At 67.2% G+C, this 12,673-nt stretch carries 14 protein-coding genes and 1 pseudogene; 6 read left to right on the top strand and 9 right to left on the bottom strand.

Annotation, left to right across the window (positions count from 1 at the left end; all coding sequences use genetic code 11):
• The first annotated feature begins 20 nt into the window (after positions 1-20).
• Positions 21-752, top strand: a complete 732-nt coding sequence (locus tag ACYVH8_RS00810; protein ID WP_460486977.1) for a helix-turn-helix domain-containing protein — start codon at positions 21-23, stop codon at positions 750-752.
• A gap of 9 nt (positions 753-761) precedes the next feature.
• Positions 762-1,235, top strand: coding sequence for a GNAT family N-acetyltransferase (locus ACYVH8_RS00805; protein ID WP_460486976.1), 474 nt, complete (start codon positions 762-764; stop codon positions 1,233-1,235).
• An 11-nt stretch (positions 1,236-1,246) separates the two neighbouring features.
• On the opposite strand, the gene ACYVH8_RS00800 is transcribed toward ACYVH8_RS00805, so the two are convergent.
• The 4 genes from ACYVH8_RS00800 to ACYVH8_RS00785 all read right to left on the bottom strand — a co-directional run bounded on the left by ACYVH8_RS00800 (position 1,247) and on the right by ACYVH8_RS00785 (position 5,209).
• The gene (locus tag ACYVH8_RS00800) at positions 1,247-2,497 is read right to left on the bottom strand and encodes an FIST signal transduction protein (protein WP_460486975.1); all 1,251 of its coding nucleotides are present in this window, start codon (positions 2,495-2,497) and stop codon (positions 1,247-1,249) included.
• Positions 2,498-2,543: 46 nt separating this feature from the next.
• Entirely contained in the window at positions 2,544-3,107 is a 564-nt protein-coding gene (locus ACYVH8_RS00795; protein ID WP_460486974.1) for a PhaM family polyhydroxyalkanoate granule multifunctional regulatory protein, read from the bottom strand.
• 127 nt (positions 3,108-3,234) lie between these two features.
• Positions 3,235-4,212 (bottom strand): tripartite tricarboxylate transporter substrate binding protein, encoded by a 978-nt coding sequence (locus ACYVH8_RS00790; protein WP_460486973.1) that lies wholly within the window; start codon positions 4,210-4,212, stop codon positions 3,235-3,237.
• Positions 4,213-4,327: 115 nt separating this feature from the next.
• Positions 4,328-5,209: a fumarylacetoacetate hydrolase family protein gene (locus ACYVH8_RS00785; RefSeq protein WP_460486972.1), complete on the bottom strand. Its 882-nt coding sequence runs from the start codon at positions 5,207-5,209 to the stop codon at positions 4,328-4,330.
• 131 nt (positions 5,210-5,340) lie between these two features.
• Here ACYVH8_RS00785 and ACYVH8_RS00780 point away from each other — a divergent pair, with 131 nt between their 5' ends.
• Complete coding sequence (locus ACYVH8_RS00780; RefSeq protein WP_460486971.1) at positions 5,341-6,060, top strand: FadR/GntR family transcriptional regulator; 720 nt, start codon at positions 5,341-5,343, stop codon at positions 6,058-6,060.
• Positions 6,061-6,143: 83 nt separating this feature from the next.
• Here ACYVH8_RS00780 and ACYVH8_RS00775 read toward each other — a convergent pair whose 3' ends face one another.
• The 4 genes from ACYVH8_RS00775 to ACYVH8_RS00760 form a co-directional block, all read right to left on the bottom strand.
• Positions 6,144-6,611 carry a copper chaperone PCu(A)C gene (locus ACYVH8_RS00775; protein ID WP_460487133.1) on the bottom strand — a complete coding sequence of 156 codons (468 nt, stop codon included), beginning with the start codon at positions 6,609-6,611 and terminating at the stop codon, positions 6,144-6,146.
• 46 nt (positions 6,612-6,657) lie between these two features.
• The gene (locus tag ACYVH8_RS00770) at positions 6,658-7,200 is read right to left on the bottom strand and encodes a YcnI family copper-binding membrane protein (RefSeq protein WP_460486970.1); all 543 of its coding nucleotides are present in this window, start codon (positions 7,198-7,200) and stop codon (positions 6,658-6,660) included.
• Between the two features lie 10 nt (positions 7,201-7,210).
• The gene (locus ACYVH8_RS00765) at positions 7,211-9,508 is read right to left on the bottom strand and encodes a TonB-dependent receptor (RefSeq protein ID WP_460486969.1); all 2,298 of its coding nucleotides are present in this window, start codon (positions 9,506-9,508) and stop codon (positions 7,211-7,213) included.
• Between the two features lie 70 nt (positions 9,509-9,578).
• Complete coding sequence (locus ACYVH8_RS00760) at positions 9,579-9,938, bottom strand: DUF2946 domain-containing protein (RefSeq protein ID WP_460486968.1); 360 nt, start codon at positions 9,936-9,938, stop codon at positions 9,579-9,581.
• 282 nt (positions 9,939-10,220) lie between these two features.
• Here ACYVH8_RS00760 and ACYVH8_RS00755 point away from each other — a divergent pair, with 282 nt between their 5' ends.
• Positions 10,221-10,589, top strand: a complete 369-nt coding sequence (locus ACYVH8_RS00755; RefSeq protein ID WP_460486967.1) for a hypothetical protein — start codon at positions 10,221-10,223, stop codon at positions 10,587-10,589.
• Between the two features lie 65 nt (positions 10,590-10,654).
• On the opposite strand, the gene ACYVH8_RS00750 is transcribed toward ACYVH8_RS00755, so the two are convergent.
• Complete coding sequence (locus ACYVH8_RS00750) at positions 10,655-11,665, bottom strand: fumarylacetoacetate hydrolase family protein (protein WP_460486966.1); 1,011 nt, start codon at positions 11,663-11,665, stop codon at positions 10,655-10,657.
• Between the two features lie 67 nt (positions 11,666-11,732).
• On the opposite strand from ACYVH8_RS00750, the pseudogene ACYVH8_RS00745 reads away from it, so the two are divergent.
• Positions 11,733-11,831 (top strand): annotated as a pseudogene (locus ACYVH8_RS00745) (IclR family transcriptional regulator); the annotation flags it as partial.
• A gap of 11 nt (positions 11,832-11,842) precedes the next feature.
• Positions 11,843-12,622, top strand: a complete 780-nt coding sequence (locus tag ACYVH8_RS00740) for a DUF3108 domain-containing protein (RefSeq protein ID WP_460486965.1) — start codon at positions 11,843-11,845, stop codon at positions 12,620-12,622.
• Positions 12,623-12,673: the final 51 nt, after the last annotated feature.

The raw sequence follows: 12,673 nt of genomic DNA, 5'->3' as shown, positions 1-12,673 counted from the left end.
TACCCAGGAGACGCCCCCGCATGAGCACCACCGCCGACCTCGTCCTGGTCCTCAAGAAAGAACTCAAGGCCGCCCACCTGACCTACGCCGGCCTGGCAAAAAAGCTGGGCATGGCCGAGAGCAGCGTCAAGCGCATGCTGGCCAGGGGGGACATGCCGCTGTCGCGCATCGACGCGATCTGCCGCGCGCTCAAGCTGGACTTCGCCGAACTCGCGCGCCGCGTGGCCGACGCACAGCCCCTGCTGGCCGAACTGACGCAGGCGCAGGAAAAGGCCGTGGTGGCCGACAAGAAGCTGCTGCTCGTGGCGATCTGCGTGCTGAGCCAGTGGACCCTGGAGCAGATCGTGGCGAGCTACCGCCTGAGCGAGGCCGAGGGCGTGAAGTACCTGGCCCAGCTGGACCGCATCGGCATCATCGAGCTGCGGCCGCTGAACCGCTACCGCCTCAAACTCGCCAAGACCTTCCGCTGGCGAGCGCACGGGCCGGTGATGGACTACTTCCGCGAGCACGCCCTGCTGGACTATTACAGCGGCGGCTTCGACGGCCACGGCGAAGGCCTGCTGCTGGTGCACGGCAGCATCAGCCGCAGCCTGGCGCCCGCTTTCATGGAACGCCTGCAGCGCGTGGCCCAGGACTTTGCGCAGCAACATCAGGCCGACCAGAAACTGCCCGAGAAGGACCGCGAGGGTTTCACCCTGCTGCTGGCGATGCGGAGCTGGGAATTCGAGGCCTTTGCCGCACTGCGACGATAGGTCGATGTCATGTCTGCAGCAGAACCTTTGTCCACCATTCGACGCGCACGGCCGGATGACTTGTCGCGCATCGAAGCTTGCGTTCTGGCTGCGTATTCGCCCTGGATATCAGTGATCGGCACGCAACCGGGGCCCATGCTCGAAAACTACACCGAAGTCCTGCGCTCGCGGAAAGTCTTCGTCAGTGAACATGGCGGAAGGATTGTCGGCTTGCTGATCCTTGCCGGAACGAGCGAGGGCTTCATCCTTGAGAACGTCGCGGTCCACCCGGATTTCAGCGGGCAAGGGCTCGGGCACCGCTTTCTCTTGCTGGCGGAGCAAGAAGCCATCGCGGATGGCCATGCCTCGATTCACCTCTACACGCACGAAAAAATGGTCCGCAACATAGATCTCTATGAGAAGGTCCGGTACGTCATGTACGACCGTCGTACCGAAGGTCCTTACACAAGGGTCTTTATGCGAAAAACGCTGGGTTCCCGCTAAGGGTCAAAGCCTCAATCCGCCAGAAACACCGTCAGCACCCCCGTGTAGCCATACACATGATGCCGCGCGATCTCACCGCCCGCGAAGAAACCCACCAGGGGCACCTCGCCCAGCGCATGGCGCAGGATCTGCAGCTCGGCGCTGGGGCCGCCGAAGTGCGGGCCGCCGCGGCCTGAGCAACTGACATAGACCGCGCCGGCAATGCGGCGGGTGGCAGGCGCAGCATCGACACCTGCCGCGGTCACGGTGAGCGGCAGTTCCTCGGGCTCCAGTTCCTCGCGGATCTCGGCGCAGATGCGCATGAGGTCGGCGCGCGCGGCCTGCACATTGCGCTGGCAGAAGGCCAGTTGCATGCCCTCTTCCACCACCTCGGCCAGGGCCACGCCGCCGCGCTGCGGGTCCAGGCCGATGATGTGGCGCACGCGCACGTCGCTGCCGAAGTTGCCGGTGCGGCTGATGGCGCGGCCGTCCGCGGCCACGTCCTGCGCATGCACCAGGCCGGCCAGCGTGGCGCGCACGGCGGACAGGGCCTGCTCGGGTTCGTCCAGCGTCACATCCAGCTCGCGCAGCAGCACCTGCAGGGCGGGCTCACCGTCGAGCCGGTAGACCACGTTGCGCTCGGCTTCGGTGATGGTGTGGCTGCCGGCCACGGGGCAGCAGCCCTGGGTGACGCGCGAGACCACAGACACGCCTTCGCCGAAGGCCACGCCGCTGAGCCCTCCGTGAAACACACCGGTGGAGCGCCCCTGGCCGCGGATGAAACCGTCACCGCCCAGCGCGAACTGCACGCTCTCGCCGCGGCTGGCGGCCAGGCCGCCGAAGAGGTAGCCGCTGCCGGTGCGCGCGGCCATCTCGCTGAGGAGTTCGGACAGCTCGGGCGTGCGGCCGTCGGCGTGTACGAGCGCGGTGTGCGCATCGAAGCCCAGGCCCAGTGGCGCCACGCCGGAGAACACACGGTACTGGTCGGCGGGCAGGTCGCAAAGCAAAACGGCCATGGCCGGTTCGTCGAAGTACTCGACGTTGGTCGCAGCTATGCCCACACCCACGGTGCCGGCCCAGTCGGTCACCTCGGGCAGTTCGGCGCTGAGATGGGCGAGGATGGCCTCGGCCTCGGCGGCGTAGTGGTCGCTGATGTAAAGCAGGGCCAGCGTGGGGCTGCCCGCACCGGGCAGGGCCAGCTGCGCGCGCAACTGGGCCAGCACCAGCGCGGCGGCCATGCGCCATTGCGGGTGGGTGGCGTGGGCCAGGGGAAAGTTTTTCATCACGGTCGTGGGCCTGTTTCACTGATTTCTCAAGTGCGAACAGACCCTAGGCGCTGGGCTTGGGTTTGCGCGGAGCGGTTTTTTTCGCAGGCTTGGCGGCGGGCGCTGGCGCGGCCTTGGCCGCCGCAGCGCTGCGCGCGGCCGCGTCTTTCATGGCCTGGCCGGCAATCTGCTGGAACTGCTGGGTCAGCGCACCCCAGTACTGCATGGGGTCGGCCATCGGTGTGGCGCTGGCGGCTGCTTGTTCTGCGGAGGAGGCGGGCGGCGCCTTGGCTTGCGGCGCCGCTGCGGCTTGGGCTGCGGGCGCAGCGCCCGACATGGGCCAGGCCATGCCGGCGCCGGGCATGGGCACGTTCATGCTCTTGAGCGTTGCCAGGGTCATCTTCTGCACTTCGAGCGCCTGGATGGTGGCCTTGAGTGCGGCGGCGTTCTGGTCCAGCCAGAACTGCACGGCCTTGAGTTCGCTGATGCGCTTGTCCAGCGCCTCGGGGTCCAGCGTGGGAGCGACCCAGCCGGCCATGGGGGTCTTGCCGCCCTGGGCGAGTTTTTGCAGGAAATCGAAGCCCGGCACGAACTGGCCGAAGCCTGTGGGGTCTGACGGTTTGCTCATCCAGCCGCTCCTGCAGGGTTCACTGGGAAACAGCTTACCGCATGGCGGGCCCGCGCGCCGCATCCCCCCAAAAAGAAACCGGCCCGCGTGGCGGGCCGGTCACAGGGCATAAAGGGGCTGCGGGCGTTTACTCGACGCGGCCGATGCGCTGCACCAGCGCCGCCATGGCCTTGGCATCCGTCTGCACAAAACGCTCGAACTCGGGCGCGTCCTGGTACATGAAGGAGGTGCCCGCGGCCACCAGCGACTGCTTGGCGCGCGCATCTTCGGAGGCGGCCTTGGCGGCCTGGCGCAACCGGGTCACCACGGCCTCGGGCGTGCCGGCGGGCACGAAGAGACCGGACCACTGCGAGTAGCTGATGGGCACGCCCAGCTCCTTGAAGCTCGGCACCTCGGGCAGGGCGGCCAGGCGGCCTTCACCCCAATGCGCCAGCACACGCAGCTTGCCGGCGCGCACGTGCTGCATCACGCTGGACGGGCCGGTGGACAGCGCGTCGATCTGGCCGGCCAGCAGGGCCATGACGGCCGGGCCCGCGCCGGTGTAGGGCACGTGCAGCATGAAGGTGCCGGTGGCGACCTTGAGTTGCTCCATGGGCACGTGCATGGTGCCGTAGTTGCCCGAGGAACCGAAGGTCACCTGGCCGGGTTTGCTCTTCACATGGTTGATGAAGTCCTGGTAGGTCTTCCAGGGGCTGTCGGCGCGCACCACCAGGGCGGTGGGATCGGCCGTGAAGCGCGCCACGGGCTTGAGCTGGTCCAGGGTGTAGAGCGGGTTGCGCTTGAGCATCTTGTCGGCCTCGGGCAGCACGACAACGGAGGAAAGCGACATGAGCAGGCTGTAGCCGTCGGCACGCGACTTGGCCACTTGCGCCATGCCGATGCCACCGCCGGCGCCGCCCTTGTTTTCCACCACCATGGGCTGGCCCAGCGCGCGCGCCATGGCCTCGGCCACGGGACGGCCCACGGTATCGGCCACGCCGCCCGGCGGGAAGGGCACGAGCATGGTGAGGGGTTTGCTGGGGTAGACGTCCTGCGCCAGGGCGGGCAGGCCGGCGGCCGCCAGCGCGGCGGCGCTCAGTTGCAGAAATTCACGGCGTTGGGTCATGGGGGTCTCCTCGTTGTGTTGGTACATCCTACCGTTCGGGCCGAGCCTGTCCTGAGCAAGGACGAAGGGCCCTTCGACCAAGCTCAGGGCGAACGGCTGTTCCGGTTCGCCTCGCCTAGATTTCCTGGACGGGGTTGTTCAGCTCGCCCAGGCCGCTGATGGCCACACGCACCACGTCGCCGTGCTTCAGGAACTTGGGCGGATTGAAGCCGACGCCCACGCCCACCGAGGTGCCGGTGGCGATGATGTCGCCGGGCAGCAGGGTCATGGCGGCGCTCATCTGTTCGATCAGGGTGGGCACGTCGAAGATCAGCTGCGAGATGTGGGCGTTCTGGCGCTGCTCGCCGTTGACCCAGGTCTGCATGCGCATGTCGGTGGGGGCCTCGTCGGTGGTGGTGATCCAGGGACCGATGGGGCAGAAGCCGTCGAGGGACTTGCCCAGGAACCACTGCGCGTGGTTCTTCTGCAGGTCGCGCGCGGTGACGTCGTTCATGGCGACAAAACCCCAGACCTGCTTCATGGCGTCGTCCTTGCTGACGTTGCGGCAGGTGGCGCCGATGACCACGCCGATCTCGCCCTCGTAGTCCACCGACTGGGTGTGCTTGGGGTTGTACTGGATGGGGTCGGTGGGGCCGTTGAGCGTGAACGTGGCCTTGGTGAAGATCTGCGGGAAGGCGGGGATGGCCGAGGCGGCGCCGCTGGTGGCGTTGAAACCGCTCTTGTCGAACTCCATGGCGTGATCGTGGTAGTTCTTGCCCACGGCGAAGGGGTTGCGCAGGAAGGCCGAGAGCGGGGCCAGGAATCTGACCTGGACCATGGGCACGCGCGCCGTCACGGCGGCCTGCAGCTGCGCGGCGCTCACGCCCAGCTGGATGACGTTGAGCACCGGGTTGGGGTGCTGGGCCAGCGGGCCGCCGAGCAGGGCGACTTCCTGCTTGGCTTCATCGACCAGGGCCAGGTGAATCTGGCCGTCTTTTTGCACACGCGCGATTTTCATGCGGACTCCTGAGAGGCAACCGGCTATTGGTTGCAATTGGTTTATCTTGGTAGGAAATTATAGAGGCTCATTGTCATTCTTACGCGCGGGGGAAACACGTAGCCCGCCCGCTCATTGGTCTCATTTGGTCTATGATCGATCGCGACACGGCCCAACCCTCCACCATTGCCCTGCGACCCATGGACCCCACCGCCCTGCTGCGTGAAACCCTGCTTGAAAAGCTGAAGTCCGGCATCTGGCGCGCCGGCCATCGCATCCCGACCGAACGCGCGCTGTGCACCGAGTACAGCCTGGGCCGTTCGGCCGTGCGCCGCGTGCTGGGGCAGCTCAAGGAGGCCGGGCTGATCACGCAGACGGTGGGCAGCGGCACCTATGTGAGCGAGCGCATCGCCACCCTGCTGCCGGCGCTGGAGTCCAGCGCTGCCACGGCGGCGGTCAGCCCGTCCGAGCTGATGGAAGTGCGCATGGCGCTGGAGCCGGCCATCGTGGAGATGGTGGTGCGCAATGCCACGCCGGCCGACTTCACGCGCATGACCCAGTGCTGCGAGCGCGCCGAAGCGGCCCACACCCTGGAAGACTTCGAGCACTGGGACGGCCTGCTGCACGAGGTGATCGCCGAAGCCGCGCACAACAGCTTCGTGAGCCAGGTCTTCAAGCTCATGAACCAGGCCCGCGCCCAGGGCGAATGGGGCATGCTCAAGCGCCGCAGCGTCACACCCGAGCGGCGCGAGGCCTACCAGCGCGAACACCGCCAGCTGGTCGCCGCGCTGCGCGAGCGCGACCTGGAGCGCGCGCTGGACTGCACGCGGGGCCATCTGATCCATGTGCAGCGCAATCTGCTGGGGCGCTAAAACACGCGCATCAATCCACTGCGCAACCCGATCGCGTCGTTGGACGGTGCTCGCTACGATTGCTTCACGAGTTTCCCAGGCTCCTAATGTTTCATGCCGGCGCCGTGGGCATCGGCACCCGGGGCCGCCGTGCGCACCGGCAGCTGCACCTGCAGCTTGCTTTCCACGCCCTTGGCATTCTTGAAGACCAGGGTCAGGGGAATGGTGCCGTCCTTGCGCAGGGCGGTCTTGAGGTCCATCAGCATGACGTGGTAACCCCCGGGCTTGAACTCGACGGTCCTGCCAGCGGGCAGCTCGACATCCGGAGCGGCACGCATGCGCATGATGTCACCGTCCATCTTCATCTCATGCACTTCGGTGATGCCGGCCACAGGCGAGGACACGCCGACCAGGCGTGTGTTTTCCTTCGCGGTGAGTTTCATGAAAGCACCGCTGACTTTCTGGCCCTGCACGGTGACACGGGCCCAGGCCTCGCGCACCTCGACAGATTGGGCCTGGGCGGCCAGGACGGTGAAGGCGGCCAGCAGGGCAGCCAGGTTCTTGAAGGACATCATGGTGGTACTCCTGATTCAAAACTATAAGGGGAATTCAAAGGACTCAGTGCGCGTGGGCCGGTGCGCCCGAGGGCAGCACCTCGAGCAGCACGGCCGGCGCCTTGAGGCCGCGGGTCGAAGTGCCCTGCGCGGGGATCTCGGCCCAGTCCAGCCGGCCCTGGACGCAACCCTGCTCCACCCGGAACCACAGGGCGCCGGCCTGCTCGGGCAGCGTGGCGCGCAGCACGAACTCGTCATACCAGTCGTCCTGCAGGAAAGACGCCGGGCTGCTGGCCGTCCAGCTGACCTCGACCACGTCTTCGCGCACGGTCTTGCCGTGGCTGCTGTAGGGCTGGGCCAGGGTCTCGCGCCGCACGGCCAGGGTCCAGCCCGGCTTCGGGCTGGGCTTGGCGCCGCGCACGCCTACGGGCAGGAACACACGGATGGCCGTGGTGGGGCTGCCGTCGCAGCCGTGGCCCACGCGGAAGGTCGCGCGGTAGCTGCTGCCGGCCAGCGCGGCCTGGTCTTCCAGGACCACGTGGGCCGAAGCCGTGGTGGCGCTCGCCAGCAGGGCGGCGGCGCGCAAGAAGGCATTGAGATGTTTCATACGGGATCTTTCAGAAATTGACTTTGAGGTCCGCCACGTAGGTGCGCTGCGGGTAGGGATGGAAGCTCCAGTAGGTTTCGTCGGTCAGGTTGTCGATGCCCAGCGAAGCCACGGCCTTGGGGTTGAGGCGGTAGCGCCAGCGCAGGTCGGTCACCAGGTAGCTGCTGGCGCCCGTGTAGGCATCCCCATTGACGTCCGAATTGTCGAGCGTGGAATACTGCTTGCCGCTGTAGCGCATACCCAAGGAGCCGCTCTGTTTTTCGTCGAAGCGGTAGTTGACCAGGGCCGTGGCGCGCCAGACCGGCACGCGCGGCTGGTACTTGCCCACGCTGGCCGGGTTCGCAGGGTTGCTGACGATGCGCGAGTCCGCATAGGTCAGGCTGCCGGACAGCTCCAGCCCCTTGAGCAGCGCGTCGCTGCCGTTGTAGGCCAGCTCCACGCCCTTGGTGTTGACCGCGTCGATGTTCTGCACGCGGCTGGTGGTGGTGCTGCCGGGGATGAGCTGTGAGTACAGCGCGTCACGCGTGTCTTCGTTGAACAGGGTCAGGCGCAGCAGGCCGCGGCCCAGGTCCTGCTCCAGGGTGAGCTCGGTGGTCCAGGATTTTTCGGGCGCCAGATTCGGGTCGTTCACGAAGGAGAGGTTGGCGTTGGAGGTGGAACCGTAGAGCTCCTGCACGGTGGGCATGCGCACGGCACGGCCCGTGGCGGCCTTGAGCACCTTGTCGGCCGACCACTGCCAGGCCAGCGCGGCCTTGGGAGACACATGGGTTTCGCTGCGGCTGGCGTAGTCCACCGGCGTGGAGCCGCTGAGTCGGGTGTAACCGCCTGAGGCGCTCCATTGCTCCACGCGCGCGCCGAGCACGGTTTTCCAGCGCGGGGCAAAAGCCCAGCTGTCCTGGCCGTAGAGGGCCTGGGTCTGCGTCTTGCCGCCGACATCGCTGTTGAGTGAACCCGCCTCGTCAGTGAGCCAGTTGCCGGTGATGTTGGACTTGAGGATGCGCAGCTGGTGGTTGTCCTGCTGGGCGCCGAAGTCCACGATGTGCGCGCCCTGCAGGCCCTGGGGCCGCCAGGTACCACGCGCCACCACAGTGGACCAGCCCGTGCCTTGCTGGTCGGTGATCGTGCCCGCGCCGCCGCTGAGCGTGGAAGCGGCCGAGAGCGTGGCGGCGCGCAGCTGGTCGCGGCCGTAGTCGTAGACGCTGGCGGCCAGTTCCCCGTCCCACTCGCCCTTGGTGTTGCTCTTGAGCGAGAGGCCGTGCATCACATGGGCCAGGCTTTCACGCGAGGCGTTGAAGGCGTTGTTGACGTTGTAGTTCTGGCCGTTGATCTGCACGTCCCCGTAGTACACGGCATAACCCGCCGCGTCGCGCAGATAACTCTGCGGCTTACCTTCGGCGGTGTTGGCCCAGCTGCCCAGGGTGTAGCTGGCCCGCAGCGTGGGCGAGAAGTCGTAGGCCAGCTTGATCCGGGCCTGGTCCTGCACGGTGTGGTACTGGGTGTTGGTGCCCAGGATGTAGTTGTCCGCGTTGGTGGTGCTGAGGGTGCGCACGGCGCCCGTGACGGGTGTGGTGCCCGCGCCGGCCGTGGCCGTCAGCAGCCTGGTGGCGAACACCAGGGGCTGGCCCGTGCTGTCCGTGTGGTTCACATGCACCCACCAGGACCAGTCGCCGCTGCGGCTGCCCAGCGAGGCGCTGCCCTGGGTGCCGCCGTAGCTGGCACTGCTGTTGTAGAGCTTGAAGTTCTGGTTCCAGGCGCCCAGGCTGGCCGAACCCTCGAAGCGGGTGGGCATGCGCGTCACATAGTCCACCACCGCACCCACGGAGTTGCCGGGATAGGCCGCCGAGTAAGGGCCGTACATCACGTCCACACGCTCGATCTCCTCGGGGCTCACCATGCCCCAGCGCGGCGCGTAGGTGGCGCCGTTGCCCAGGTAGTTGGAGAGCAGGATGCCGTCGGCGTACACCGCCGAGCGCGCGCTGTTGCCCGTGCCCGAGGCGCGGCTCGACAGCACGGCGTGGTTGTAATCACCCGCATAACGCTTGCGCACCAGCAGGCTGGGGAAGTACTTGAGCGCGTCCTCGCTGTCGGTGGCGTTGACGGTCTCCGCGATCTGCTCGCGCGTCACGCCTTCGATGGTGGCGGGGATCTGCGTGGGCAGCGAGGTGGGCTGGCCGCTGTTGACGGTGACCACACCGAGCGATTTCGCCGGTGTGTCGGTCTCGGCCTGTGCCGCGACGCTCCGGGCCGAAGCCTCAAAGGCCAAAGGGAAGGCCAGGGCCAAGGCCATGACCAGGCGGTTCTTCCGCATGAATATTCTCCGGAAACATCAGGGAACACAGCCGGGCCGGTGCAGGCACCGGGCAGGCTGACGCGATGGATCAGGAGAAGGCGGGAGGACCGCGAGGGGGAAGGGGTGCGGCCGTTCGGCCGGCGATGTGCGCCGCCGCCAGCGGGCGCAGGGCGTGCGCCAGGACCGAGGGGACGAAGGGCTCGGGTTGCGCCAGCGCAGGCGGCGCACCCGCGGGCAGGCACATGGGGCAGTCCAGGGTGTGGCCACGGACTTCATCGGCGCCACCGTCGGCATTCTTGACGATGAGCTTCATGGCGCCGCCGCTGGCGCAGACCAGCTCGATGGACTGCGGCTTCACGATGGGCGAGGCGACGGCCACACCCAGCGACAGCACGAAACACGCCAGCACGAGGCGGGCGATGTAAGGGGCGTGGCGCAGGGTCTGCATAGGTTCGCATTATCCCTCACCGGCGCCGGCCTGGACCTGCATCAAAGTCGGGCGCAGAGTGGGGGCGCAGGCCTCGGACGAGCACTTCGGCGGGCAGAAGGAGGATTCATGCGCCCAGCTGGAGACCGAGCGCGACCTGGAGTTCACGCTCGATGCCCGCGAGAGCACCGAGCTCGACGCCGTCGAGGCCGTGCCGCATCGCCTGCCAGGACAAGCTCGGACACGGACGGCGCGCCTGAAGCCCGCCGCTCACCCCCACACGACCCCTGGAAAGAAGCCACCATGCCCGCTTTCCACGCCATCGTCTGGCTCGACCGCTCCGAAGCCCACGTCATCCTCTTCGACCGCGAGCACATCGCCGCGCAGAAGATCAAGTCTCGCAGCCACCACAAGGCCACCGGCGGCCACAGCAGCGGCGACGAGAGCTACCACCACTCGATCGCCGAGGCTCTCAAGGACGTGCACGAGATCCTGATCACCGGCCCGGCCCAGGCCAAGGACGAGTTCAAGGCGCATTGCGCACGCCATGACCAGGACATCGACAAAGCCATCGTCGGCGTGATCACCAGCGACCACCCCAGCGACGGCCAGTTGGTGGCCATGGCCAAGCAGTACTTTCTCAAATACGACCAGATGAACCGCCAGCTTTGAACTGCCCCTCAGGCAAAACAAAAGGGCGACCCGCGGGTCGCCCTTTTTCATCGGCAGAGAGCGTCTTACTTGCCCAGCGGCACGATCTTCTGATCGATGGCCCCGAAAACAGACTGGCCGTCCCTGCCCTTGATCTCGATGCGGATCGTATCGCCGAACTTCATGTAATCGGTGACGGGCTGGCCGTCCTGGATGGTCTCGATGGCGCGCTTCTCGGCGATGCAGCTGTAGCCCTTGCTCCATTCCTTCTTGCCATGCGCCTCGGTGGCGCGGTTGCTGACCGTGCCCGAACCGATGATGCTGCCGGCCCGCACATTGCGTGTCTTGGCCAGATGGGCGATGAGCTGGCCGAAGTGGAAGGTCATCTCCTCGCCGGCCTCGCACATGCCCACGGTACGGCCGTTCCATACGCTTTGCAGGGTCAGGTGCAGCTTGCCGCCCTGCCACGCATCACCGAGTTCGTCCAGCGTGACGGCCACCGGGCCGAAGGCGGTGGCGGGTTTGCTCTGCAGGAAGCCGAAGTGCTTGGCCAGCTCGTCGGGGATCAGGTGGCGCAGGCTGACGTCGTTGGCGATCATCAGCAGGCGGATGCCGTCCAGCGCCTGCTCGGGCGTGGCGCCCATGGGCACGTCGGCGGTGACCACGGCCACCTCGGCCTCGAAGTCGATGCCGTGCGCCTCGCTGACGCACACCACGTCGTCACGCGGGCCCAGGAAGTCGTCGCTGCCACCCTGGTACATCAGCGGCTCGGTGTAGTAATTGGCCGGCACCTCGGCCTTGCGCGCCAGACGCACCAGTTCCACGTGGTTGATGTAGGCCGAGCCGTCGGCCCACTGGTAGGCGCGCGGCAGCGGCGCCATGCATTGCGCCGGATCGAAGGGGAAGGCGTGGCGCGCCTTGCCCTGGTTGAGCGCGACATACAGGTCCTGCAGCTGCGGCGAGAGGAAGTTCCAGTCGTCCAGCACCTGCTGCAGGTGGTAGGCGATGCCGGTCGCATAATGCGCCGTGCTCAGGTCGCGCGAGACGACGACCAGCTGGCCGTCGCGCGAACCGTCCTTGTAGGTGGCAAGCTTCATCGATGGTTACTCGGATGACGTATCGTTAAAGTACGCCTGTCGAAACAGGTTTCCTTGCAATTACATCATGGACAAGACACGCGCAGGCATCCAGTCGGTCGAGGTGGGCTTTGCCCTCGTCGACGCGCTGGCGCGCGCCAGCGGGCCGCTGATGCTGCGCGACCTGGGGCACACAATTTGAAGACACCGTCTGTGATTTCTGCGGGCCTGCTGCTTTGGCTGTGCAGCGCGGCCCTGGCCGCGCCCCCATCGCCTGCGCCCCCATCGCCTGCACCCCCGGTCGCGGCCAGCACGCCGACTGCGGCCCCTGTGCCCACCCTGGCCCTGCCCGCGCCGCTGCGCCTGCAATACGCCATCCGCGGGCGTGTCGGTTTCCTGCCTTACCGCGCCGGCGGTGAACTGCTCTGGACCCACGACGGCCGCGCCTACCAGGCCCGCATGGAGGTCAACCTCTTCCTGCTGGGTTCGCGCGTGCAGCACAGCCAGGGCCAGCTCACCCCGGCCGGCCTGCAACCGCAGCGCTTCGTTGACCGCGTGAACAAGGACCGCAGCGTGGATTTCGACTACGCGGCCGGGCGCATCCGCTTCAGTGAAGGCACGGAGCCCGTGCCGCTGCCCGAGGGCGCGCAGGACCATCTGAGTATTTTCATGCAGCTGGGCGGCCTGATCGGCGCGGCGCGGCAGCGTTACCCGGTCGGCACGGCTCTCACCTTCCCCGCCATGGGCATCTACGGGCCGGAGAGCTGGCGTTTTGTGGTGGCGGGCGAGGAGAAGATCGACCTGCCCGGCGGCGAGCAGGCCACCGTCAAGCTCACGCGCGCGGCCACGCGCAGCGACGAGCCCAACGCCGAGCTCTGGCTGGCCCCGGCCCTGGGCTGGCTGCCGGCGCGCATCCGCCTGTCGCAGGACAACGGCGACTTCATCGACCAGCAGTGGCGCGGCAGCGAGCCGCCCTGAGCAGCCCGCCGCCCGGCCCTTGAAATCGGCCGCGGCAGCGCCAACTGGGAT

It is taken from the genome of Curvibacter fontanus, from assembly GCF_054780335.1.
This window is presented reverse-complemented; position numbering and strand designations above follow the sequence as displayed.

Bases quoted from the DNA above. Each gene is read 5' to 3' on its own strand.
- ACYVH8_RS00780 (WP_460486971.1), top strand. From the start codon at position 5,341: ATGATCGATCGCGACACGGCCCAACCCTCCACCATTGCCCTGCGACCC.
- ACYVH8_RS00790 (WP_460486973.1), bottom strand. From the start codon at position 4,212: ATGACCCAACGCCGTGAATTTCTGCAACTGAGCGCCGCCGCGCTGGCG.
- ACYVH8_RS00785 (WP_460486972.1), bottom strand. From the start codon at position 5,209: ATGAAAATCGCGCGTGTGCAAAAAGACGGCCAGATTCACCTGGCCCTG.
- ACYVH8_RS00750 (WP_460486966.1), bottom strand. From the start codon at position 11,665: ATGAAGCTTGCCACCTACAAGGACGGTTCGCGCGACGGCCAGCTGGTC.
- ACYVH8_RS00775 (WP_460487133.1), bottom strand. From the start codon at position 6,611: ATGTCCTTCAAGAACCTGGCTGCCCTGCTGGCCGCCTTCACCGTCCTG.
- ACYVH8_RS00770 (WP_460486970.1), bottom strand. From the start codon at position 7,200: ATGAAACATCTCAATGCCTTCTTGCGCGCCGCCGCCCTGCTGGCGAGC.
- ACYVH8_RS00765 (WP_460486969.1), bottom strand. From the start codon at position 9,508: ATGCGGAAGAACCGCCTGGTCATGGCCTTGGCCCTGGCCTTCCCTTTG.
- ACYVH8_RS00800 (WP_460486975.1), bottom strand. From the start codon at position 2,497: ATGAAAAACTTTCCCCTGGCCCACGCCACCCACCCGCAATGGCGCATG.
- ACYVH8_RS00805 (WP_460486976.1), top strand. From the start codon at position 762: ATGTCTGCAGCAGAACCTTTGTCCACCATTCGACGCGCACGGCCGGAT.
- ACYVH8_RS00810 (WP_460486977.1), top strand. From the start codon at position 21: ATGAGCACCACCGCCGACCTCGTCCTGGTCCTCAAGAAAGAACTCAAG.
- ACYVH8_RS00760 (WP_460486968.1), bottom strand. From the start codon at position 9,938: ATGCAGACCCTGCGCCACGCCCCTTACATCGCCCGCCTCGTGCTGGCG.
- ACYVH8_RS00795 (WP_460486974.1), bottom strand. From the start codon at position 3,107: ATGAGCAAACCGTCAGACCCCACAGGCTTCGGCCAGTTCGTGCCGGGC.
- ACYVH8_RS00755 (WP_460486967.1), top strand. From the start codon at position 10,221: ATGCCCGCTTTCCACGCCATCGTCTGGCTCGACCGCTCCGAAGCCCAC.